We start from the raw sequence: 21,577 nt of genomic DNA, 5'->3' as shown, positions 1-21,577 counted from the left end.
ACCGCTGACTTCCAGGAGGCCTTTCGCTTGAAATCACTGCTTGCGAAAATATCCTGTTCAGTATAAATTTATCCCAATTGGTCTTATCGTGCGATGTGTGACCCGCTGATCGCGATGTGGCCGACCAAAACCAGCTTACGCGAGCAGCAGGTCCGCAGCTGGATATGGCTTGGCCGAGCGGTGGAACGCTAGCAAATCGAGGATACCTATGGACGTTCAACCAAAAGCCTCGCACTTCGTCAACGGCGAGTATGTTGATGACGCGGCTGGCGCGAAGATCGATGTCATCTACCCCGCAACCGGCGAGATCGTCGCCAGCATCCATGAAGCGACGCCTGCACTCATCGAGCGAGCTGTCTCCTCGGCAAAGGCCGCGCAACGGGAGTGGGCAGCAAGACGTCCGGTCGAACGGGCGCGGATTCTGCGTCGTGCGGAAGAACTTGTGCGTGCACGAAATGACGAGATTGCGCGGGTAGAGACGATCGATACAGGTCGTGGCATTTCCGAAACGCGCTACGTCGATGCCATTTCGGTGGCCGAGGCATTGGAGTTTTATGCCGGTGTCATACCCGGCTACAATGGCGAAGCGATACCGCTCGGCGGCGCATTTGCCTATACGCGTCGCGAGCCGCTCGGGGTCTGCGTTGGCATCGGCGCATGGAACTATCCGTTCCAGAATGCCGGCTGGAAATCCGCGCCCGCCCTGGCCGCCGGCAACGCCATGGTTTTCAAACCTTCGGAGAATGCTCCGCTGTCAGCGCTGCTGCTGGCCGAGATCTACAAGGACGCTGGTCTGCCTGATGGGCTATTCAATGTCGTTCAGGGAACAGGGGAGGTGGGACAGGCGCTTATCTCCCACCGGCTCACCTCAAAGGTCTCTTTGACTGGTTCAGTGCCAACCGGCAAAAAGGTCATGGGTCTTGCTGGCTCCCTAATGAAGCACAGCACGATGGAATTGGGGGGGAAATCTCCCCTGATCATCTTCGAGGACGCACCGCTGGAGAATGCAGTCGCGGGCGCGCTGATGGCAAACTTCTATTCTACAGGCCAGATTTGCACCAACGGCACGCGGTTATTCGTTCACAGATCGATCCACGACGCCTTGCTTGAGCGTGTGACCGACCGCGTTCGTCAGATCCGTATCGGCGATCCGCTTGACCCGCAGGTCACCATGGGACCGCTGATCAACAAGATGCAGCAGGACAAGGTTCTGGCCTACATCAATTCCGGGACTGCGGAAGGCGCGACGCTCCACTACGGCGGGGGTGTTCCGGTCATGCAAGGCATGGAAGGTGGATACTGGATCGAGCCTACCATTTTCAAGAATGTTCGCGACGACATGAAGATAGCGCGCGAAGAGATTTTCGGACCAGTCATGTCGGTTCTTGCCTTCGACACCGAGGACGAGGTGATCGAGCGGGCGAACGCGACGGCATTCGGCCTGTCGGGCGGTCTGTTTACGCAAGATGTCAAGCGGGCGCACCGCGTAGCCGAGAAGCTTGAGGTCGGACTGTGCTGGATCAACACCTACAATGTCGCCCCTCTGGAAGTGCCGTTCGGGGGGGTGAAGGATTCTGGGGTTGGACGCGAATGCGCGGTCGCGGCACTCGACCACTACACGCAAATCAAAAGCGTCATCGTCGAAAACAAAGATGTGGTCAGCGTCTTCTAGTCGCGGCCAGATCAAGTTGAGGAGTTCGCTAAGGCGCCTCTTGCTGCCCCGGTGTCCGGGCTCTGCCAATACCATCCCCTTTCGTTGAAATGAGCGCCTTCGACCGCCACGATCACCTGTGAAAGGCACCCTATGAACACCTTGCCCTACGTCGTCCCGGATCGGATGCGCGCGGTTTTGCTGACAGGCTACGGCGGCGTCGAGAAGCTGGAATATCGCCATGACGTGCTCGTACCGAGACCGGCCGAGGGAGAGGTTTTGGTGCGGGTCGGCGCTTGCGGCATCAACAACACCGACGTCAACCTGCGCACACGCTGGTATGACCGGGCGGTCAATGAAAGCGTTTCGGAAGATGTCGGCTTGCGCGGCGTCGGCAAGGCCGCGAAGTCCGACGCAGACACGGAGGCTTCCTGGAAGGAAGAAGCCGTTCGGTTTCCACGCATCCAGGGTGCCGCAGTCGTTGGACGAATTGTGGCAGCCGGCGCTTCAGCGGATATGTCCCGCTTGGGAGAGCGCGTGATTGTCGATCCCCAGATTCGCGACCCAGCACTGCCCCTGCGTGCGCAGCTGGTAGCCTATCTCGGGGGCGATCGCGACGGTGGGTTCGCGGAGTTCGTGGCGATCCCGCAGGAGAATGCCTACGCAATAAAGAGCGACCTTAGCGACGCCGAACTCGCTACCTTTCCGACCTCCTATGATACCGCGGAAGAAATGTTGGAAAGGGCAAGGCTCGACACTGGCGAAACCATCGTCATTACGGGCGCCGCAGGTGGTGTGGGAACGGCCTTGATCCAGCTTTCCCTGATCCGTGGTGCTCGCGTGATTGCTGTCGCGGGCCGACCAAAAGAAGAACGCATTCGCTCCTTGGGAGCGCACGAGTTCGTGGCGCGTGAAGGTGGTGCTGTGAGATTTGCCGTTGAAGCGATCGCCGGCGAGCGAGGTGTCGACGTGGTCGCAGACGTGGTGGGAGGACCGGTCTTCGGCGACCTGCTAAAGCTGCTGTGCCGGGGAGGGCGATATTCCACGGCCGGCGCCATTGCCGGGCCCATTCAGCCTATAGATTTGCGTGACCTGATCTATAAGGATCTGGAGATGTACGGCATAACTTGTCCAACGTCGGCGGCGTTTCAACGCGTCATAGGTCACATTGAGTCGGGTCGCCTGAGGCCGCTCATTGAAAAAACCTTTGGCCTCGAAGAGCTCCGTCTCGCCCAATCGGAACTGGTCAAAAGAAATCATGTCGGAAAGCTCGTGGTCGTTCCGTAGATGTGCTCGCCGACATGCAGCTGCGGCTTGCCGCGAGGCAATCAGCCATGACGCGGAAGCGCTTCAACAATGAGGCTGAACACCTCGAATTTGCGCTGGGGCATTGGGGCACCCATGAAGTCGAAAGGCGCGCCGACGGCGGCCCTGTCCTCAAGCCTTGGCGTGAGGACAGGGACCCAAGTCCCATAGGGCTTGATCAACTTTCGGCAGAAGTGGACGCCCTTCGCGTCCTTCGCCCTTCATTCCGGGAAAGCTGGTTAAAAGCTGGTCCGAAGGCACCGTCAGCCCGCCGAGGAGACCGGCGGTTTGTCGAGGTGCCGTGGGACGAGGCATTCGAGATCGTCGCCAGCGAACTCAAGCGCATCATCGACAATCGCGGAAACGATGGAATTTTCGGCGGTTCGTATGGCTGGGGAAGTGCTGGTCGCTTCCATCACGCACAGAGTCAGATCCACCGTTTTTTGAATGCGATCGGAGGATATGTTCGGTCCCTCGATTCATACAGCTTCGGAGCTGGCTCGGTCATAATGCCGCGCATTGTTGCTCCAATGGAGCATCTGCTGGATCGGCATACCGACTGGAACATACTTTCCGACCATACACAGCTTTTCGTAGCCTTTGGCGGGCTGCCCTTGCGAAACACGCAAATGACGGCTGGCGGGCCGGCGCGTCACCGAGTGCGCGACGCACTGCTAAAAATGATTTCTCGAGGCACGCGGTTCATAAACGTCAGTCCGCTTCGACAGGATATGGACGTGGAATCGGAATGGCTGCCGATCCGGCCGAACACAGATGTTGCCCTCATGCTTGCGCTCGGGCACGTCCTCCTGTCGGAGGACCTTCACGACCGCGAATTCCTGCACCGGTACTGCGTCGGCTCCAAGGAAGTCGAGGCCTACATTACCGGGAAGAAGGACGGGATTGAAAAAACTCCCGAATGGGCTGAGGCCATCACCGGCGTCCCGCGACATCGCATCTCGGCGCTGGCACATGATATGGCCCGCGCCAGAACAATGATCAACGCCTCCTGGTCACTGCAACGCCAGAGCCATGGCGAACAGTCCTATTGGGCTCTGGTCACCTTGGCTTCCCTCCTTGGCCAGATCGGCAAACCGGGCGGCGGTTTTGGCATCGGCTATGGGACGATGAATTCGATCGGCTCGGCAGAACGGCGTTTGTCCGGGCCACGCTTGCCGCAAGGGAGAAACCCCGTAAAGGCATTCGTTCCAGTGGCTCGTGTAGCTGACATGTTGCTCAAGCCCGGAGACGTGTTCACATACAACGGCGGCAGCCACACCTACCCCAAGATAGATCTGATCTACTGGGCCGGGGGAAATCCATTTCACCACCATCAGGACCTCAACCGGTTTGTCAGCGCTTGGCAAAGACCAGAGACGATCATTGTTCATGAACAGTTTTGGACGAGCACGGCCAAAGCCGCCGACATCGTCTTGCCGGCAAGCACGGGACTTGAACGCAACGACCTCGGGTTCGCATCCCGCGAAGGCCAACTGATCGCAATGCGCAAGTTGCGCGATCCTCTCGGAGAAGCGAAGAGCGACTACGAGATATTTGCCGGAATCGCCCGCGCGATGGGCGCCGGAGATCGGTTCACCGACGGTCGAAGTGCTGGTGAATGGCTGGTGCACATGTACGAAGCCTTCCGACAGACGCACACCGACCTGCCGGCATTCGACGAATTCTGGCATCGTGGACGGATCGAATTTCCCATCGCTGAAGATGCAACGATCATGCTCGGTGATTTTCGAGCCGATCCGACCGCATCTCCCTTGGATACGCCCTCGGGCCGGATTGAGCTTTACTCTGAAACGATAGCGGGATTTGGTTATGCAGACTGCCCTGGCCAAGCCACCTGGCTTGAACCGGTAGAGTGGCTGGGATCGCCTCTGGCGTCGCGGTTCCCGCTCCATCTGCTTACCCAGGAACCTCGCCGCCGGCTGCACAGTCAGCTCGACCACGCACCCTTTAGCCAAGCGGGAAAGATTCACGGGCGCGAGCCGATCCTGATGCATCCGGACGACGCAGACCGCCGAAAGATAAAAAATGGTGATGTCGTCCGCGTTTGGAACGACCGTGGCGCTTGCCTGGCGGGCGCTAAATTGACCAGCGATCTGCTCCCAGGGGTGGTCGTGTTGGCGACCGGTGCATGGTTTGATCCTGAGTCATGGAGCCCAGACAATCCCCTTGAGAAACATGGAAATCCCAATGTTCTCACCCTCGACAGCGGCTCGTCGAGCATGACCCAAGCCACCGTTGCGCAGTCCTGCCTGGTGGAGATTGAACCGTACCGAGGGGCTCTCCCACAGATCACGGCATTCGACCTTCCTTTGATCAAAAAGAAGAAAAATAAGTTTGCAAGAAGAGCGCGAGGTTGATGACCTTGCAATGTCTCAGCCGAGAACGTCGTTCGGCGCCGGCGCTTCTTTCCGCTTATGGCTGATCTCGCTGCGAAATTCAGGGCACGGCTACCAACACACTCGTGAAATAGAGGGCCGATAATGGCTTTGGAAACATTTTCGGAGGGTTGCCTCGAACTGAAAGTCGCTGGCATCGCTCGTCTGACGCTCAATCGTCCCCACGTGCGCAATGCCGTTTCCGAACGAATGTGGGCGGGGTTGATTGAAGCCTGTCGACGCATAGAGGGTGTTCCCGAAATCCGTGTGCTGATCATTTCAGGTGAAGGCAATCACTTCTGCGCAGGGGCGGACATTTCGGAGTTCGGCAGGGTCTATTCCTCAAATGAGCGTGTCGAAGCCTATAATGATCTCTACCGCCAAGCCAAAACCGCCATCAGGAATCTGTCTGTCCCCGTTATTGCTGAGGTCAAAGGCGCCTGCATGGGTGCAGGTCTCGGGCTTTCGTTGTCGGCGGATTTGCGTTTCGCCGATGAAACCGCGCAGATCGCAGTGACCGCTTCCAAGTTGGGTCTAGCCTATTCGCCGGACGACTCCGCTCGCCTCATCGCGACGATCGGTCTTGCGCGGGCAAAGGATATGCTCTTTTCGGCTAGAACCATCGAGGCAACTGAGGCCTCGTCCTGGGGTCTGGTCGATCGCGTCGTTCCCGGCAAACAGCTATCGGCCATCATGAACTCCTATGCCGCCGAGCTCGCTGAGCGGTCGCCGGCCTCGCTTGCGGCAACCAAGATGATCACGGATTCTCTGGTCTCGCCGGACCTGAAGCTGTGCGGCAAGCTGCAACCTTTTTACGACCAGCTTTTCTCGGGCGAAGACATCGTTGAGGGTCGGTCGGCATTTCTCGAAAAGCGGCCGCCACGCTTTCGGAGGAGTTAGGTGGGCCGCATGCCGATAGAATGCCGGCGTGTCGGTGGCCCCGAGCCTCAAGGGTCAAGGGAGACATGAACGCTCGGGTCGTTAGGCAATACACCTCAGTGAAATTGCTGCGTCTTCCGGAGGTGCCGTGCGCCTGATAGCTCACGACAAGATTCAGGTGCCGCTGGTATCGGGTTGGAGGAATTGAAGATCACTGGACGGTAGCGATCCAAGGATCCATTCCGCTCGCGCCGTCGGTGAGATATCGGGCGTGATCACCCAGCGCGGCAACGACGCCGTCTCGCAGCTGAGGGTCGGCGATCGCCTTTACGGGTTTGCGCTGGAAGGAGCGCTGGACGAGATTTCCGCAGCTGGCGACTTGGTCCGAATATTGGATCCCTGTGTCGTGCTGACGGGGCGCCAACTCTCTGAACTGGCCGGTTTTGAATTGGGCGAATCCTACTAAAAAAATACCCACCAGACAGTTGAATTAACTTATTGGTCGTGCAAGCATACTCATGCGTCTAAAAGCGGTCAACGCTGTTGGGAACGAATTCGTCCATGGTCACAAGTGGTGCCCCAATGACATCTGGCATCGCGGCGCCGGAGCAGAGGTGCGGAGATCGAGATTTCGTGGTCTTCGACCACGTTCAGAAGAGCTTTGATGGGACATCCCTGGTCGTCAAAGATCTCAATCTGGCGGTCTCAAGAGGCGAGTTCCTGACCATGCTCGGTCCATCCGGGTCCGGCAAGACGACGTGCCTGATGATGCTGGCCGGTTTCGAGACAGCGACGTCCGGGCAAATTCGCCTCTCGGGCCGCAACATCAATCTTGTCCCGCCGCACAAGCGCGGCATCGGCATGGTGTTCCAGAGCTATGCCCTCTTTCCGCACATGACCGTCGGGGAGAACCTTTCCTTCCCTCTTGAAGTGCGGGGAATAGCTCGAAGCGATCGCGAGGCCAAGATCAAGCGGGCACTTGAAATGGTGCAGTTGGGGGAGTTCGCCAACCGGCGCCCGGCCCAGCTGTCCGGCGGTCAACAGCAGCGAATCGCGCTTGCTCGCGCTCTGGTCTTCGATCCCCAACTCGTTCTTATGGATGAGCCCCTGGGCGCCTTGGACAAGCATCTGCGCGAGCATATGCAGTTCGAGATCCGGAGGATGCATGAATCTCTCGGCATCACCGTTGTTTACGTCACCCATGACCAAGGCGAGGCGTTGACCATGTCCGACCGGGTGGCTGTATTCAACAACGGTCGCATCCAGCAATTGGCCTCTCCGGCCGATATCTATGAGAACCCGAGCAACAGTTTTGTCGCGCAGTTCATCGGCGCCAACAACAAACTCGCGGGCACGGTGGAGGCGCTGGAGAAGGACCGCGCGCTTGTTCGGCTGACCACCGGTGAACTGATCGACGCCACTGCGGTGAACGTCACCACGAAAGGTCAGGCGACGCTGGTTTCCATTCGGCCCGAGCGCGTCGAATTCAAGACTGAGATGATGCCAGCCGGCGCCCATACGATCGACGCCGACGTGCTCGAAGTAATCTACATGGGCGACATACTGCGAGGGCGGCTGCGCGTCGCCGGCAGCGATGACTTCGTCATCAAGATGCGTAACACATTGGGGCAAACCAAATTGTCGCCCGGCGAGCGGATTCGGATCGGATGGCATCCGCATGACGCGAGGGCGCTGGACCCCCTCTAGATCTTTCGAAAGCTGGCTTGTCGAAAGGTGAACTACCGTAGAAGCCTGATCAATAGACAACCAAAGGGGAGAAACAACTATGAGAAAAGCCTTGCTCGCAACATGCGCCTTTCTGGCAGCAATAACAGCCCATGCGAAAGCAGACGTGGTCGTGATGTCGACGGGAGGCGACTACAGCGCCGGACAGGTCGAAGCCTTCAACCGCCCTTTCTCCAAGGAAACCGGCATCCCGAGCAGCATGGTGGATTCGGACAATCCCGCGGGCTTCATCAAGTCGATGGTCGAAGCAGGCAACGTCACGGTCGACGTGGCCGAAGTCGAAACGCCGGACGCCATCCGCGGATGTGACGAGGGCCTCTTGGAGCGCATTGATCCGGCTATCCTGCCTGCTGCGCCAGATGGCACGTCGGCGAAGAACGATTTTCTGCCGGGCTCCGTCCTGGACTGCGCCGTAGCAACGGTGGTCTACTCGTTCGTCTATGCGTACGACACGAGCAAGTTCCCCCAAGGACCGACTTCCGTAGCGGATTTCTTTGATCTGAAGAAGTTTCCCGGCAAGCGCGCTTTCAGGAAGCAGCCCAAGTTCGCCCTGGAAACGGCATTGATGGCTGATGGCGTCCCAGCCTCAGAGGTCTACAAGACGCTGTCAACCCCCGAGGGCGTCGATCGAGCATTCGCCAAACTTGGAACAATCAAGAACCAGGTCGTCTGGTATCAGGCCAATGCCGAAGCCGCCCGCCTCCTTGCGGATGGAGAGGTGGTCATGACCAACGGACCGGCGAACAGGTTTTTCAACGCTTCCGTCGTCGAGGGCAAGCCGTTCAAGACAGTCTGGGACGGCCAGATCTACGACTTCGCAATGTTCGTCGTCCCGAAGGGTGCTCCGCACCTCAAGGATGCGATGAAATATATGGCCTTCGCTACCGACACCACGCGCCTCGCCGGCATCGCGACCGTGCTGCCGTTCGGACCTGCGCGCAAGTCGTCGGTCCCGTTGGTCCACATGTTCAAGGACGGCAAAACCGACCTTCGTCCCTACATGCCGACAAACCCGGAAAACCTGAAGACCGCTCTGGCGGTGTCCACTGAGTTCTGGGTAGATCATGAGGCGGAACTCACGGAGCGCTTCAACTCCTGGCTCGCCTCCAATTGAGGCATGACCCCGTGAACGGCTGAGCAGAGTTCAATCTTTCGCCGGTGTGCCGGCAAGGACGCCAAATGACAGTCTCTTTCATTGAGCTCACTACGGCCGACGGCCGGCCGCTGGGCAAGGCGCTGGCGTCTGCCCAGCGCCTTGCTCGGCGCCGGGCATTCCTTCTTGTGCTTCCGCTGCTGCTGTTCGTCGTGGTAACCTTTGTGATCCCGATAGGTCAGATACTTTTCCGCTCAGTTTATAGCGATGGCTTCTCGAAAAGCGCGCCCCACCTCGTTGAGTGGTTCGGCGCCAATCCTTCCAAAGCGGTACCTGACGAAAGTGCATATGCCGCACTTGGTGCCGATCTCGACCTGATGCGACGCAACCGAACGGCTGGGGAAGCAGGCGCTCGCATCAACTATATCGTACCAGGGGCACGCTCTCTATTCACGGCATCCGCGCGCAACTCAGCGGACCTCAAGCCCCCCTACAAGGACACCCTGGTGGCAATCGACCAGAGGTGGCAGGATCCAAGCTTGTGGCAGGCCATGCGCACGGCGGCCAATCCCTACACGCTTGATTTCTACATCATAGCGCTGGACCGCCAGCGCGACTCCGCCGGCAATGTCATTCAGTTGCCCGAGAACCGCCGCATCTACGTCGCGCTTTTCGTCAAGACGTTCGCGTTGTCAGCGTTAATAACCGTCCTGTGTGTCTTGCTGGCATTTCCAGTGGCCCATTTGCTTGCCACTCTTCCGCCCGCCAAGGGCAATCTATTGATGATCCTGGTTCTGTTGCCGTTCTGGACCTCGCTGCTCGTCAGGACGTCCTGTTGGATTGTGCTGCTCCAGAACCAAGGCGTGATCAACGACGTCCTCGTGAGTTCCGGCATCATCGACACCGCGCAGCGCCTATCGCTCATCTACAACCGGACGGGCACGATTATTGTCATGACGCATGTCCTGCTCCCGTTCGTGGTGCTGCCACTTTACTCGGTGATGAAGATGATCAACCCATCCTATGTCCGGGCAGCACGAAGCCTCGGCGCGTCGAGCTGGCTAGCGTTCCGGCGAATCTATTTGCCGCAGACATTACCCGGCATCGCTGCCGGGTCCTTGCTCGTCTTCATCTTGGCCGTCGGCTACTATATCACGCCGGCGCTGGTCGGGGGCGCCGACGGGCAGCTCATCTCAAACATGATACAGTATCACCTCGGCGCGTCCAATTGGTCGCTCGCCGCGGCGCTCGCCTTTATGCTGCTTGTCGCGATCATGATCCTGTACTGGATACACGATCGCCTCGTCGGCATCGATAAATTGAGAATGGGCTAGGATGATATCGGAGGAACGAGATGAGCCTTCCCGCTTATGCCGACCCGCTTGAGCGGATCTGGTACTACACTTACCGGACGATCTGCGTTTTGATTTTCATCTTCCTGGTCGCGCCGATCATTATGGTCATCCCGTTGAGTTTCAACGCGCAACCATATTTTTCCTTTACCCGCCAGATGCTGACGCTCGATCCGGCCGGCTATTCGCTTCGCTGGTACGACCTCCTCTTGAAATTCGGCATGAATCAACCCGATGCGCCATGGAGCATGAGCGCGTTGGCGGACATGTGGTCGAATTCGACGTGGGTGAATGCGGCCAAGAACTCGATCGTTATCGGCTTCTGGTCGACGCTTCTCGCCACCGTCCTGGGAACGCTGGCAGCGCTGGGACTTGCCCGCAGCGAGATGCCCTGCCGAAAGCTTGTCATGGGCATTTTGCTGTCTCCCATGATCATACCGATCGTCATCATTGCCACCGGTCTCTTCTTCTTCTATTCCAATCCCTGCAGCATAATCGGCTTTCAGTGCGCACGTCTCACGGCGACCTATACGGGCATCGTGCTCGCTCACGCCACATTAGGCATGCCGTACGTGGTTATTACCGTCACCGCGACGTTGGTCGGCTTCGACGCCTCACTTTCGCGCGCCGCCGCGAGCCTTGGCGCATCCCCCATGTGGGCCTTCAGAAAGGTGACCCTTCCGCTCATCCTGCCGGGCGTAGTAGCAGGGGCGCTGTTCGCGTTCGCGACCTCGTTCGACGAGGTGGTGACCGTATTGTTTGTGGGTGGCCCGCAGCAGGTCACCATTCCTAAACAGATGTGGAGTGGACTGCGCGAGCAGGTCAGCCCAGCGATTCTGGCCGCGGCGACGATCCTAGTCATGGTCTCGGTCGCATTCCTGGTGACCGTCGAGTTCGTGCGCCGCCGCTCCGAGAGACTTCGTGGTCTCTCGCCGCAGTAGATAGCGCCGAGGAGTATGGCGCCAGGGCCTTCGCTCAGCAAAGCCAACAAACGCTTCTTGCCATCTGTTTGGTGCCAGCCCCCTCGCGTGGCCGCGCACCCAAATCGACCGCATGGAAGTGCGCCGCCACAACCCGGCCAAGCGATCCTACGCTGGCGTCAGTTTGTGCTGAATGGTGAGGATCCAGTCGAACTTGGAGCGGAAAGGGACCTGTCCCACAGTTTGCGGCTTTGAACCGAAAGACCGGCTCCGGCCAGTCCATGCCGGCCGATTGCCCGAGGTTTTACTGGAAAACCGCGAGCGGCGCGCCGAGCAAGCTGATGTCGGGTTCGACGCCGAGTCCCGGCAAGTCGGGCGGTGGAAGCATGCCATTGACCGTCCGGGCGCCTCTGCCCGGGGCAGGATCGACGGTCACATAGTCCTGGCAGGACCACGCCCCAATGAACCGATTGGCGGGGATTGTCTGGGCAAAATGGGCGCCCACCGTGTCATTGATGACAGTGCCTGCCATGCACATGATGAACAGATTGATGTCGAAGGCCATGCATAAGTCGCGGATTGCCCGGGCACGGGTAAGTCCGCCGACACGCGCCAGCTTGATGCTCACGAGCTCGCAGCTCTTGTCTGAGAGGGACCGAACGAAGTCGCGTAGTTCAACCATGCACTCGTCGAGGGAGATTGGTTGCCGCGTGCGAGAGCGGACCTCCAGGCATTGTTCGTAGGTCGCGCATGGCTGTTCGAAGGTCGTATCCAGATCGCCGACCGCATTCATTACCCGGATCGCCTGATAGGGACTCCAGCCACCGTTGGCGTCGAAGATGAAGATTTCCCCCGGCTGCCTGTGTTCGGTGAACCGCTTTACGGCTTCGATATCCTGCTCGACCCCATTGCCCACCTTGAGGGAAAAAGCTTTGACGCCTGCCTTGCGTTTTTGCTCGAGCTCCTCGAGCATAACGTCGAAGGTGTTTATGTGGATTGACGCGAGCCGGGGCACCGGATTGTTTTCCTTGCCGCCGAGCAACTCGTAGATTGGGCGGCCGGCCGCCTTCCCCATGATGTCCCAGATGGCAAAATCGACTGCAGCCTTTGCGTAGATGTGCCCGCTCAGTAATGTGTCCATATATCGCATCAAGACGTCGGGTCGCAAGGGATCCTGCCCAATCAGATGGGGCGCCATCTCCGCGAGAGCAGCGCGCACACCGCCTGGGAAGGCGGGCAGGTAGGTGGAACCCCATGGGCATACCTCCCCCCAGCCCGAAACTCCTTCGGTGGTATCTATTCTGATGAAAGTCGACTGGAAACCCTCGAAGGTCCGCGCCCGGGACAGAACCTGCGGCGTCTGCAAGGGAAGCTCCAAGCCATAGATTGAAATTGCCGATATTTTCATGGATTATCTCCCCAAGTATAACTACGGCTTGAAGCGTATGTGAATTCGACCGCCGATTCAACATATTTCGTCCTTTCCTGGCCGGAGGGCGCCGGAACGAGCCCCCAGACCTCAGTCGTCATGACAGAAGACTGGGCGGCAGAAGGCGAGGGGACCCTTGGGGCATGGCGATATGTCAGCGGTCGCTGATCGGCGGATATGGGGCGATCAGGTTCAACCGGCTGCGACGGCGCGGTCTGGTCCAGAGGGCCGAAGGAGATTGCCAGTGCCGGGCTTTGTGACCGCCTGTTCACAGTAGCGCAGCTGAAACCACTTGCTTTTTCGGCAGATGGCGGTAGAGAGTTCTAATTGGTATAATTGCAAACTGTCGGGTACAATAAGGCGGATTGGCGCGCGGTGGTGGCGCGAAACCAATTTGCAGGCCTGGCCGCCGAAACGAATGGGCTCAACAACGTGAAAAAAGATTATTGGAAATCTGCAACGGTCTACGAAGCTCTGAAGGAGGTGGCAGATCGCCAGCCCGAACACGTCGCGCTGGTCTACAATGATCAATCCGAAGCGTTTGGCAAATTGATCGAGCAGATCGACAAAGTCGCTGCGCATTTGCTGTCGATTGGCATCGAGAAAGGGCAATCGGTTGCAGTCTTCGCGCAAAACCGGCCCGAGTTTGTCCACTGCTACATCGCCTGCGCCAAGATAGGCGCTGTATTCGTTCCGCTCAATTTCAATCTGACGGCCGAAGAAGCGAACTACATTATCGGCCATAGCGAGGCGAAGGTACTGTTCCGGGACGAGATGGTTGCCGATCTTTCGGCCCTCGGACTTCCGTCAGGTCTGGTCAGGCCGATCGACGAACTCACGAACTTGTCGGCAACGCCGTCTCCCGCCGACGTCGCGCGGCGCGATCCCGACGATGACCTTGTAATCACCTATACGTCAGGCTCGACCGGCACGCCGAAGGCCGTGGTGCTCAACCACACGAACCAGCTGAACGCGGCCGCCGCATTCATCGAGCTTTGGGGCCTGACGGCCGCCGATACGACTGCCGTGGGCTCGCCGTTCGGCTTCTTGCTTGGGCTCTCGACCGTGACGACGATATCGCTGCTTGCCGGCGCAAAAGTCGTCATTCACCGTCGGTTCCATCCCGGAGAGATGCTCGACGCTTTTGTCGAGCACGGGGTCACGATATACAATGGCGTCCCCACAATGTTCTCGATGATGCTGGACTTCGCAGACCAGCAGTCGGCGACGTACGACCTCTCCTTCATGAGGGCCATGATCTCGTCGGGGTCGCCGCTGTTGGACGAATTGCGGCTTAGATTCACTCGCAAGTTCGGCATTGAGATCCAGAACTATTTCGGCATGACGGAGTGCTATCCGTTGTTCGGCCGCTTTTCCTCCGACACCAAAGACGCGCCAAAGGGCGCTGCCGGCAGACTGGCGCCGGGCGCGCAGGTCAAATTCGTCGATGAAGGCGGAAACGAATGCGCGGTTGGCGGGCAGGGCGAGCTGCTGGCGAGGGCGGCGTCGGTCGTCAAGCGCTACCACAAGAACCCCGAGCTCACAGCCGAGTCGTTCAGCGACGGCTGGTTCAAGACCGGCGACATCGGTTATCGCGACGCCGATGGCTATTACTATATCACGGGCAGGTCGAAGGATCTGATCAAGCGGGGCGGCGCGAATGTAGCCCCCCTCGAAATTGAAGGCGTTCTTGCCCGGCATCCCGAAGTTGCGGGTGCAGCCGTGGTCGGGGTACCGGATCCCAAGTTTGCCGAGGTCCCCGTCGCGTTCGTGGTGAGGCAGCCGAATTCCGCGCTGACGGACACCGCTCTGCTGTCTCACGCATCAGAATTTCTGGCTAGGTACAAGCTTCCGGCGCAAATCTTCTTCGAGGAAGAACTGCCGCTTGGCAGGACCGGAAAGGTCGACAAAAGCGCCCTTCGAAAGAAATGGGAAGAAATGACCACCCCCATCCCTGGTGTGTGAAGACGTCCCCCGTTTTCCCCTTTTCGCAAAAAGGAAGGCCGATGCCTGTAAACTTCAATGTCGACGGTTTTATCGGAACCGTCTTGATCGACCGGCAAAATCGCCTGAACGCGCTAGACCTTGACGCTTTCCGCACCATCGAGAACGCGGTCGAGACTGCTAACAGCGACAAAAGCATTCGCGGTCTGATTTTTATGGCGGCGGGAGACCGCGCGTTCAGTGCTGGCGCCGACATAAACGACCTCACCGGTCTTCGGCCCGAAGAGGCATCCAAGCGCGCGACGTACCGGCGCTTTGTCCTGCAGGGTCTGTCGGAAGCAAACGTGCCGTCGGTCGCAGTTGTCGACGGCCTGGCGATGGGGGGCGGAGTGGAACTGGCGATGGCCTGCACATTCCGGCTTGCCACCGACCGTGCGACGTTTTCTTTTCCAGAGATCAAGCTTGGGCTGCTTCCGGGCGCCGGCGCCACGCAGCGGCTCCCTCGCTTGGTGGGTACGCCACGCGCGCTGGAAATGATGCTGACCGCTCGGCCGGTGACGGCCGAGGAAGCTGTTCGCATCGGCTTGATCGACAGGATAGTGAGGGATCCAGTCGCCGAAGCACGAGCCTTCGTCGAGCAATGGATCCCGTTTAGCCGGTCGGCGATAGCCGGGATCATGGCAGCCGCCCGCCACGCGGAACTCCCGATCAGGGAAGGTCTGGTCAAGGAAGGCGAAGAGCTTGCCCTGCTAAACATGTCCCCCGACGGTCTGGAGGGCGTCGCCGCGTTCCTTGAGAAGCGGCCGGCGGTGTTCAACCGCGACTAGATCGCGGCTGGTATCGTTCCAACAACTTTCGTTTTCGGCCGATCGGCTGTTTGCGCCGTGAGGCAGAAATCCATTTGTAAGAAGCGAAGAAGGCAGAACCATGCGAGAATACTCGATTGCCGCAATCCCAGCGGACGGCATAGGACCCGAAGTCATATCGGCAGGCATCAGAGTTCTTGAAAGCCTCCAGAAGCGCCTCGGCGAGGTCAAATTCAACATCGAAACATTCGATTGGGGGTCGGACTACTACAAGAAGAACGGCAGCATGATGCCCGATGACGGCCTCGAGCGCCTCAAGGGTTTCGATGCCATCTATTTCGGCGCCGTCGGCGCACCCGACGTGCCTGATCACATAACGCTGTGGGGCCTGCGTCTGCGCATCTGCCAAAGCTTCGATCAGTACGCCAACGTCCGCCCCACCAAGATCCTTCGCGGGATTAGTTCGCCGCTGCGCGACGTAGGGCCGGGAGATCTCGATTGGGTGATCGTGAGGGAAAACTCGGAGGGTGAATACTCCGGCCAGGGCGGCAGGTCACATAGAAACCGTCCCGAAGAGGTTGCCACGGAGGTATCGATCTTCACACGGGCCGCCGTCACACGCATCATGCGATACGCGTTCACGCTGGCACAGTCGCGGCCACGGAAGTTCCTTACGGTCGTCACCAAGTCAAATGCACAGCGGCATGGCATGGTCCTTTGGGACGAGATAGCCGCCGAGGTGGCCGCCGCGTACCCTGACGTCAAGTGGGACAAGATGCTGGTCGATGCAATGACGGTGCGAATGACCCTGAACCCCCGAAGCCTTGACACGATCGTCGCCACCAATCTGCATGCCGACATCCTATCCGACCTGGCTGGGGCGCTCGCAGGCAGCATCGGTGTCGCGCCCACGGCCAACATCGATCCTGAGCGCCGGTATCCGTCAATGTTCGAGCCTATCCACGGGTCGGCCTTCGATATTGCCGGCACGGGCAAGGCAAATCCGGTTGCCACCTTCTGGACAGCGGCGCAGATGCTGGAATACCTGGGCGAGCCGGACGCGGCGGCTCGCCTCATGCATGCCGTCGAGCTCGTGACAGCTGCGGGGATCCTGACTCCCGATGTCGGCGGGACCGCCTCCACCCAGGAAGTGACGGATGCCGTCATCGAGGCGATCATGGGTTCGAACAGGTGACCTGCCGTGTTGCTGGTTGCACCTCGGCGCTGCTTTTCCCAGCGCCGAACTCCTCTGCCTCTCGTTGAGACCAATGGCGCTACAAGTTCGCATATCGGACTGACTAGACAAATCCTTAGACTTGTGCGTATGTTTGGCGGCTTGTTGATGAGGCAGGTGTAGCGGGCCTGATCCAGCCTCATAAACACGTGCTCGAGACGCTGAAGGGTACGCTTTTCCCGGCGGCGGCCGACCTCCGCGATTGAGGGCACCGCGTGGTCGGGGCATCCGATTGCCGGGCGGCGCGGTACGCCACCGCAAGGCCAAGTATGTCCTCGACGGGATGTTCTGCGGGAAGCTCGCGCCGCGTCGGGCGCGGGATGAGTGACGATGCAGGGCAGGTCGCCTATGGGTACCTGGTCCATGCTATACGGAAGGAAGTTGAGATGAACGGCAAGCGTGTCGTGGTTGTAGGAGCAAGCGCGCTCGGCTGCGAGTTTGCATTGCTTGCGCGCGCTGCAGGCTTTGAGGTCACGCTGATCGACGAACACCCCCAGGCTATAAAGAACATGTCGTTCGATGCGCCCTATTATTATGGCGCGGGGTTGCCGGCTGCTCTCGCGGACGACAGCGCCAACTTCGACAATGTCCTGGCGTCCAACGATCTTCTTCTCGAATGTGTTGATGCCGAGATCGACGTCAAGGTCGCCACCATAGCCTGGGCGATCTTCCGGAACGGCCCCAATGCCCAGAACGTCGGGAGCGCAAAGGTCGCTGTCGTCTCAACGGAGGGCAATGATATGATCGAATACGACCATCTCATTCTTGCGACAGGGTCCCGCGATTTTGTTCCTTCGTTTGCCGGCTGGGACCTGCCTGGCATATTCGGCGGCAAGGCAGGAACGAAACTCCTGAGTGCCTATCAAACCTTCGAGGCGACCAGCACACTGGTTCTGGGCTCGACCCCACTTGCCGTCGACTTTGCCCGTCAGGCCCGGTCCCGGGGCGTCGATGTGGTCGGCCTCGTCGAGCCTACGGCAACGTTCCAATCGAGCCGCGAGGATGCGGCGTGGTTGGAGTCCCAAGGGATCAAGGTCTTCTACGAAACCATTATCGCGCGCGCCCTGGGAAGCAGTTCGGTCGTCGGTGCCTATCTGGTTTCGACGAGTCCGGAAGCGCTCCAAGTCGAAGTCAAATGCGACTCCATATGCGTGGCGATCGCAGTTTTGCCAAACATCGAGTTGGCTGCCGCAGCCGGGTGCGAACTGACATTCTCAGATGACCAGGGGACCTGGGTTCCATCGGTTGGCAACGGGCTGGAGACGAGCCTTGCCGACATCTATTGGCTTTCGAAATTCAACAATCAGGATGGACAGGTCCAGACCATCCTTGAGGCGATAAGCGACGCGCCCGTCGATCGGGCAGCAACCGCCCGCAATGCCGAAACACCGCAGCACCACGCCGCGGAATACATCACCACTTGGGTGTCCAAGCTGAACGAACTCGGCGACAACGACGTGATCATTTGCCAGTGTGAAGGTGTGACGCGATCCGAGTTTCTCACCCTCCAGCCTCCGCGCTATCTGAAATCATCGCTGCGAAATCCCAAGTCGCTCGTTCGCCAGGGCGAAAACGGCGCCACCATCAACCAGGATCAACTGAAACGATTGACCCGCGTCGGTATGGGCCACTGCCAGGGCAAACGTTGCCGCGATGAGGCGGTGTTCCTGTTGAACCAGCGCTTCGGTGTGGCTTTGAAAGCGGTGAAGCCAGCCACTTATCGGTTTCCCGTCCGGCCGGTGGATATGTCCCTGATTGTCGCCGATGACGAAACGGAAGATCTCCGTGAGAACTGGCCCTATTGGGTCCATTCCGGGCAATAAAGTGATCGATGCGCAAGAGGCCATGGAGCTTCATCAATGAGCCAATTTGACACGATTATCGTCGGCGCTGGACTGTTGGGACTCTCCACAGCGTATCGAATGCAGCAGACCGGTGCGCGCGTTGTCGTGTTGGACAAAGGGTCCATCGCGTACGAGGCCTCCTCGAGGGCCATGGGGTTCCTAAGTCTGCGCGGTGAGACACCTGCCGAGTCGCGGCTTGCGCAGATGGCCGAACAAATTTGGCCGACGCTTGACGACGAATTGGGTTACCCCACCGAGTGGACGCAGAAGGGTCGAATCTGGGTCGCCTTCTCGGATAAAGAGCTGGTCGCGCTCAAGACCAAATATGCAAGCTTTCAGAAGACCGACATCGACTTCAGGTTCGTCGACGGCGCGCAATGTCGCGACCTGGTGCCGATCGTCTCGAAGGAAGCGGTCGCAGCCATCTACACGCCCCGATCAGGGCATGCCAATCCACAGCGGGCGTCGCAGGCGTTTGCTTGGGCGTTTGAAGATCTCGGCGGTGTCATCCTTCAGGACACGCCAGTTTATTCCCTTCTTGAGAAGGCGGGCAGGATCATCGGCGTGCAGACTTCCGCTGGCGTGATGCATGCCGATCGGGTCATCCTGTGCGCGGGCGGCTACAATGCCAACCTGATGGAGAAGCTTGGCATCGTGTATCCGGTTGCGCCGGTGCGGGTGGAGTCCTTGGTGACCACGCCGCTTCCTCCGATGTTCGACATGTGTTTCGTCGGCAGGGGCATATCCATCCGACAGACCAAGCGCGGAAATTTCCACATCCAGGGTGGACCCTATGAATGGGTCGACCTCGAGGCGGATCGCGAGCCGGCCAAACCGATTACCCCAATTATCCGGAATATCGCCAGGCGCGCCGTCGAGGCGTTTCCGATGCTGGGTGGGGCCCAGATGTTGCGGACCTGGGGTGGTATCGTCGACGTGACACCCGATCAAATGGTCCTCATCCACAAGTTCGACAGCCCTTCGGGGCTGCTGGCCGCGAGTGGTGGAGGCCACGGCTTTGGGATGGCGCCCGCGATCGGCGTTGTCTTGACCGAGTTGGCGCTGACAGGGGAGACCAACGCTCCCATCGAGGCGCTGACGCTCGATCGTTTCGCAGGTCTCGCATTCGGTTGGCGTCAAGCCCGCGGCTGGCAGGCAGGCAACTACAACACCTAGCGGCAACCGTGCCGCTCCGGCGGCCAAGCGTGGCCCGGCGTCCTTTTCGCAAGGACGATCGCTGAAGCTCTCGGCGTGAGCCACCGGTGCTTTGCTTGCCACCTGAATAATCAGCTGGCCTGGTCCCAACCTGCCGAATCCGGCAATGAAATCAGGGTTACATACCCGCAAGGATATTTACGCACTAGACAGAACAACGCTGATTGGCTACCACGCGCTGGCGGATTTCCCGCTGGCCGTCGGTTCGTGGGAGTTCGGCATCAGTCCGGGTCGAACGGCGCATGACAAATGCATCCGAAGGAGGCCTTATGGAGCACCTCGAGCAGTTCTTCATTAATGGCCGTTGGGTCGACCCGGTGAAGCCGAACTACCTCGACGTTATCAATCCTGCCACCGAAAGCACATGCGCTCGGATTGCGGCGGGCTCCGCGCAAGATGTCGATGCTGCCGTCAAGGCTGCCCGCGAGGCATTCGCGACGTATTCGACAACTTCGATTGAAGAACGAGTTCGGCTATTGCGGAAGATCTGCGAGGTGTTTCGCCGGCGCCAGGACGATTTCGCTCAGGCAATTACTAGCGAAATCGGCGCTCCGATCACATTGAGCCGGGAAGCTCAGACGGCAGGTTGCTTCGGTCATTTCGAAGTCAACATCAAGACACTCGAAGAGTACCAGTTCGCCCATCAGCTAGGCTCCGCTCTCGTGGTGAAGGAACCCATCGGGGTGGTGGGGCTTATCACCCCGTGGAACTGGCCCCTCTATCAAGTCGTGCTCAAGGTTCTTCCGGCACTTGCCACAGGCTGCACGGTCGTGCTCAAGCCAAGCGAGATTTCGCCGCTCGATGCTATAATTTTCGCCGAGGTGCTGGATGAGGCCGGCGCGCCGGCGGGCGTCTTCAATCTGGTAAACGGCGAAGGCGCGATTGTCGGCGAAGCCATATCGAGTCACTCCGATATCGATATGGTCTCCTTCACCGGTTCGACGCGGGCAGGGATCAAGGTGGCAAAGGCCGCCGCCGAAACGGTCAAGCGCGTCGCGCAAGAGCTCGGCGGAAAATCAGCAAACATCGTCCTCGACGATGCCGATCTTGAAAAGAGCGTCCGGGAATGCGTTGCCAACTGCTTTGCCAACAGCGGTCAGTCCTGTGATGCCCCCACGCGCCTGCTCGTACCTAAGGCGATGCACGCCGATGCGGTCGCGATAGCCAGGCAGGCGGTGTCCTCGTTCAGGATCGGAGACCCCAATTCCTCGCAGACCAACATGGGCCCCGTCGCGAACAGAAATCAGTTCAACAAGATCCAAAAACTGATTCAAGCCGGTATAGATGAAGGAGCCGAACTGGTCGTTGGCGGGACAGGCCGGCCGCCACACCTCGACATCGGCTTCTTCGTAAAGCCGACGATTTTGGCCTCGGTCGAGAACAGCATGAAGGTGGCCCAAGAGGAAATCTTCGGTCCCGTCCTTTGCATCCTTCCCTACAACGACGAAGAAGACGCCATCAGAATCGCCAACGATACGCCATACGGGCTAGCGGGCTACGTCCAGTCCCGGAACGGGGAACGTGCACGGAAGGTGGCAAGGCGTCTGCGCGTCGGGTCCGTGCTCCTCAACAATGCCGGCTTCGATCCTGAAGTGCCGTTCGGAGGGTACAAGCAATCCGGCAACGGGCGCGAAGGCGGCCGCCTCGCATTTTCGGAGTTCCTAGAGACAAAGGCTATTCTGGGATACCACCAGGGTGGGTGATCAACCTGCCTTGTGTACCACCGCGCTCGGCTTAGTCCGGGTTCCTTGAACGAACAATAG

16 protein-coding genes are annotated in these 21,577 nt (G+C 59.1%); 15 read left to right on the top strand and 1 reads right to left on the bottom strand.

The features are described from left to right. Window positions 1–208 precede the first annotated feature (208 nt). The 9 genes from betB to ACWGS9_RS15650 all read left to right on the top strand — a co-directional run bounded on the left by betB (window position 209) and on the right by ACWGS9_RS15650 (window position 11,363). A complete protein-coding gene (gene betB, locus ACWGS9_RS15690) occupies window positions 209–1,672 on the top strand; it encodes a betaine-aldehyde dehydrogenase (RefSeq protein ID WP_454506110.1) in 1,464 nt (487 codons plus the stop codon). 132 nt (window positions 1,673–1,804) lie between these two features. Further along, on the top strand, window positions 1,805–2,938 hold the full coding sequence (locus ACWGS9_RS15685; RefSeq protein WP_454506109.1) for an alcohol dehydrogenase family protein: 1,134 nt from the start codon (window positions 1,805–1,807) through the stop codon (window positions 2,936–2,938). 47 nt (window positions 2,939–2,985) lie between these two features. After that, window positions 2,986–5,334: a molybdopterin-dependent oxidoreductase gene (locus tag ACWGS9_RS15680; RefSeq protein WP_454506108.1), complete on the top strand. Its 2,349-nt coding sequence runs from the start codon at window positions 2,986–2,988 to the stop codon at window positions 5,332–5,334. Between the two features lie 123 nt (window positions 5,335–5,457). Continuing rightward, window positions 5,458–6,252 (top strand): enoyl-CoA hydratase/isomerase family protein, encoded by a 795-nt coding sequence (locus ACWGS9_RS15675; RefSeq protein WP_454506107.1) that lies wholly within the window; start codon window positions 5,458–5,460, stop codon window positions 6,250–6,252. Between the two features lie 250 nt (window positions 6,253–6,502). Then, entirely contained in the window at window positions 6,503–6,697 is a 195-nt protein-coding gene (locus tag ACWGS9_RS15670; RefSeq protein ID WP_454506106.1) for a hypothetical protein, read from the top strand. Window positions 6,698–6,813: 116 nt separating this feature from the next. Further along, window positions 6,814–7,938 carry an ABC transporter ATP-binding protein gene (locus ACWGS9_RS15665; RefSeq protein WP_454506105.1) on the top strand — a complete coding sequence of 375 codons (1,125 nt, stop codon included), beginning with the start codon at window positions 6,814–6,816 and terminating at the stop codon, window positions 7,936–7,938. 79 nt (window positions 7,939–8,017) lie between these two features. Then, the gene (locus ACWGS9_RS15660) at window positions 8,018–9,091 is read left to right on the top strand and encodes an ABC transporter substrate-binding protein (protein ID WP_454506104.1); all 1,074 of its coding nucleotides are present in this window, start codon (window positions 8,018–8,020) and stop codon (window positions 9,089–9,091) included. 65 nt (window positions 9,092–9,156) lie between these two features. After that, complete coding sequence (locus ACWGS9_RS15655) at window positions 9,157–10,404, top strand: ABC transporter permease (protein WP_454506103.1); 1,248 nt, start codon at window positions 9,157–9,159, stop codon at window positions 10,402–10,404. Between the two features lie 20 nt (window positions 10,405–10,424). Next, window positions 10,425–11,363 carry an ABC transporter permease gene (locus ACWGS9_RS15650; protein ID WP_454506102.1) on the top strand — a complete coding sequence of 313 codons (939 nt, stop codon included), beginning with the start codon at window positions 10,425–10,427 and terminating at the stop codon, window positions 11,361–11,363. A 283-nt stretch (window positions 11,364–11,646) separates the two neighbouring features. Here ACWGS9_RS15650 and ACWGS9_RS15645 read toward each other — a convergent pair whose 3' ends face one another. Beyond that, window positions 11,647–12,750, bottom strand: coding sequence for a mandelate racemase/muconate lactonizing enzyme family protein (locus ACWGS9_RS15645; RefSeq protein ID WP_454506101.1), 1,104 nt, complete (start codon window positions 12,748–12,750; stop codon window positions 11,647–11,649). A 399-nt stretch (window positions 12,751–13,149) separates the two neighbouring features. Here ACWGS9_RS15645 and ACWGS9_RS15640 point away from each other — a divergent pair, with 399 nt between their 5' ends. From ACWGS9_RS15640 to ACWGS9_RS15615, 6 genes are all read left to right on the top strand, one after another. Then, the gene (locus tag ACWGS9_RS15640; protein WP_454506100.1) at window positions 13,150–14,736 is read left to right on the top strand and encodes a class I adenylate-forming enzyme family protein; all 1,587 of its coding nucleotides are present in this window, start codon (window positions 13,150–13,152) and stop codon (window positions 14,734–14,736) included. Between the two features lie 41 nt (window positions 14,737–14,777). After that, the gene (locus ACWGS9_RS15635) at window positions 14,778–15,542 is read left to right on the top strand and encodes an enoyl-CoA hydratase/isomerase family protein (protein ID WP_454506099.1); all 765 of its coding nucleotides are present in this window, start codon (window positions 14,778–14,780) and stop codon (window positions 15,540–15,542) included. 100 nt (window positions 15,543–15,642) lie between these two features. Further along, the gene (locus tag ACWGS9_RS15630) at window positions 15,643–16,716 is read left to right on the top strand and encodes a tartrate dehydrogenase (RefSeq protein ID WP_454506098.1); all 1,074 of its coding nucleotides are present in this window, start codon (window positions 15,643–15,645) and stop codon (window positions 16,714–16,716) included. A gap of 425 nt (window positions 16,717–17,141) precedes the next feature. Continuing rightward, a complete protein-coding gene (locus tag ACWGS9_RS15625; RefSeq protein WP_454506097.1) occupies window positions 17,142–18,578 on the top strand; it encodes an FAD-dependent oxidoreductase in 1,437 nt (478 codons plus the stop codon). A 36-nt stretch (window positions 18,579–18,614) separates the two neighbouring features. Beyond that, window positions 18,615–19,775, top strand: a complete 1,161-nt coding sequence (locus ACWGS9_RS15620; RefSeq protein WP_454506096.1) for an NAD(P)/FAD-dependent oxidoreductase — start codon at window positions 18,615–18,617, stop codon at window positions 19,773–19,775. A gap of 308 nt (window positions 19,776–20,083) precedes the next feature. After that, window positions 20,084–21,517: an aldehyde dehydrogenase family protein gene (locus ACWGS9_RS15615; protein WP_454506095.1), complete on the top strand. Its 1,434-nt coding sequence runs from the start codon at window positions 20,084–20,086 to the stop codon at window positions 21,515–21,517. Window positions 21,518–21,577: the final 60 nt, after the last annotated feature.

The organism is Mesorhizobium sp. Arg314, from assembly GCF_053714275.1.
This window is presented reverse-complemented; position numbering and strand designations above follow the sequence as displayed.

What these genes read in the sequence shown, in the direction of transcription:
- betB (WP_454506110.1), top strand. Translation starts at nt 209, where the DNA reads ATGGACGTTCAACCAAAAGCCTCGCACTTCGTCAACGGCGAGTATGTT.
- ACWGS9_RS15685 (WP_454506109.1), top strand. Translation starts at nt 1,805, where the DNA reads ATGAACACCTTGCCCTACGTCGTCCCGGATCGGATGCGCGCGGTTTTG.
- ACWGS9_RS15680 (WP_454506108.1), top strand. Translation starts at nt 2,986, where the DNA reads ATGACGCGGAAGCGCTTCAACAATGAGGCTGAACACCTCGAATTTGCG.
- ACWGS9_RS15675 (WP_454506107.1), top strand. Translation starts at nt 5,458, where the DNA reads ATGGCTTTGGAAACATTTTCGGAGGGTTGCCTCGAACTGAAAGTCGCT.
- ACWGS9_RS15665 (WP_454506105.1), top strand. Translation starts at nt 6,814, where the DNA reads ATGACATCTGGCATCGCGGCGCCGGAGCAGAGGTGCGGAGATCGAGAT.
- ACWGS9_RS15660 (WP_454506104.1), top strand. Translation starts at nt 8,018, where the DNA reads ATGAGAAAAGCCTTGCTCGCAACATGCGCCTTTCTGGCAGCAATAACA.
- ACWGS9_RS15655 (WP_454506103.1), top strand. Translation starts at nt 9,157, where the DNA reads ATGACAGTCTCTTTCATTGAGCTCACTACGGCCGACGGCCGGCCGCTG.
- ACWGS9_RS15650 (WP_454506102.1), top strand. Translation starts at nt 10,425, where the DNA reads ATGAGCCTTCCCGCTTATGCCGACCCGCTTGAGCGGATCTGGTACTAC.
- ACWGS9_RS15645 (WP_454506101.1), bottom strand. Translation starts at nt 12,750, where the DNA reads ATGAAAATATCGGCAATTTCAATCTATGGCTTGGAGCTTCCCTTGCAG.
- ACWGS9_RS15635 (WP_454506099.1), top strand. Translation starts at nt 14,778, where the DNA reads ATGCCTGTAAACTTCAATGTCGACGGTTTTATCGGAACCGTCTTGATC.
- ACWGS9_RS15630 (WP_454506098.1), top strand. Translation starts at nt 15,643, where the DNA reads ATGCGAGAATACTCGATTGCCGCAATCCCAGCGGACGGCATAGGACCC.
- ACWGS9_RS15625 (WP_454506097.1), top strand. Translation starts at nt 17,142, where the DNA reads ATGAACGGCAAGCGTGTCGTGGTTGTAGGAGCAAGCGCGCTCGGCTGC.
- ACWGS9_RS15620 (WP_454506096.1), top strand. Translation starts at nt 18,615, where the DNA reads ATGAGCCAATTTGACACGATTATCGTCGGCGCTGGACTGTTGGGACTC.
- ACWGS9_RS15615 (WP_454506095.1), top strand. Translation starts at nt 20,084, where the DNA reads ATGGAGCACCTCGAGCAGTTCTTCATTAATGGCCGTTGGGTCGACCCG.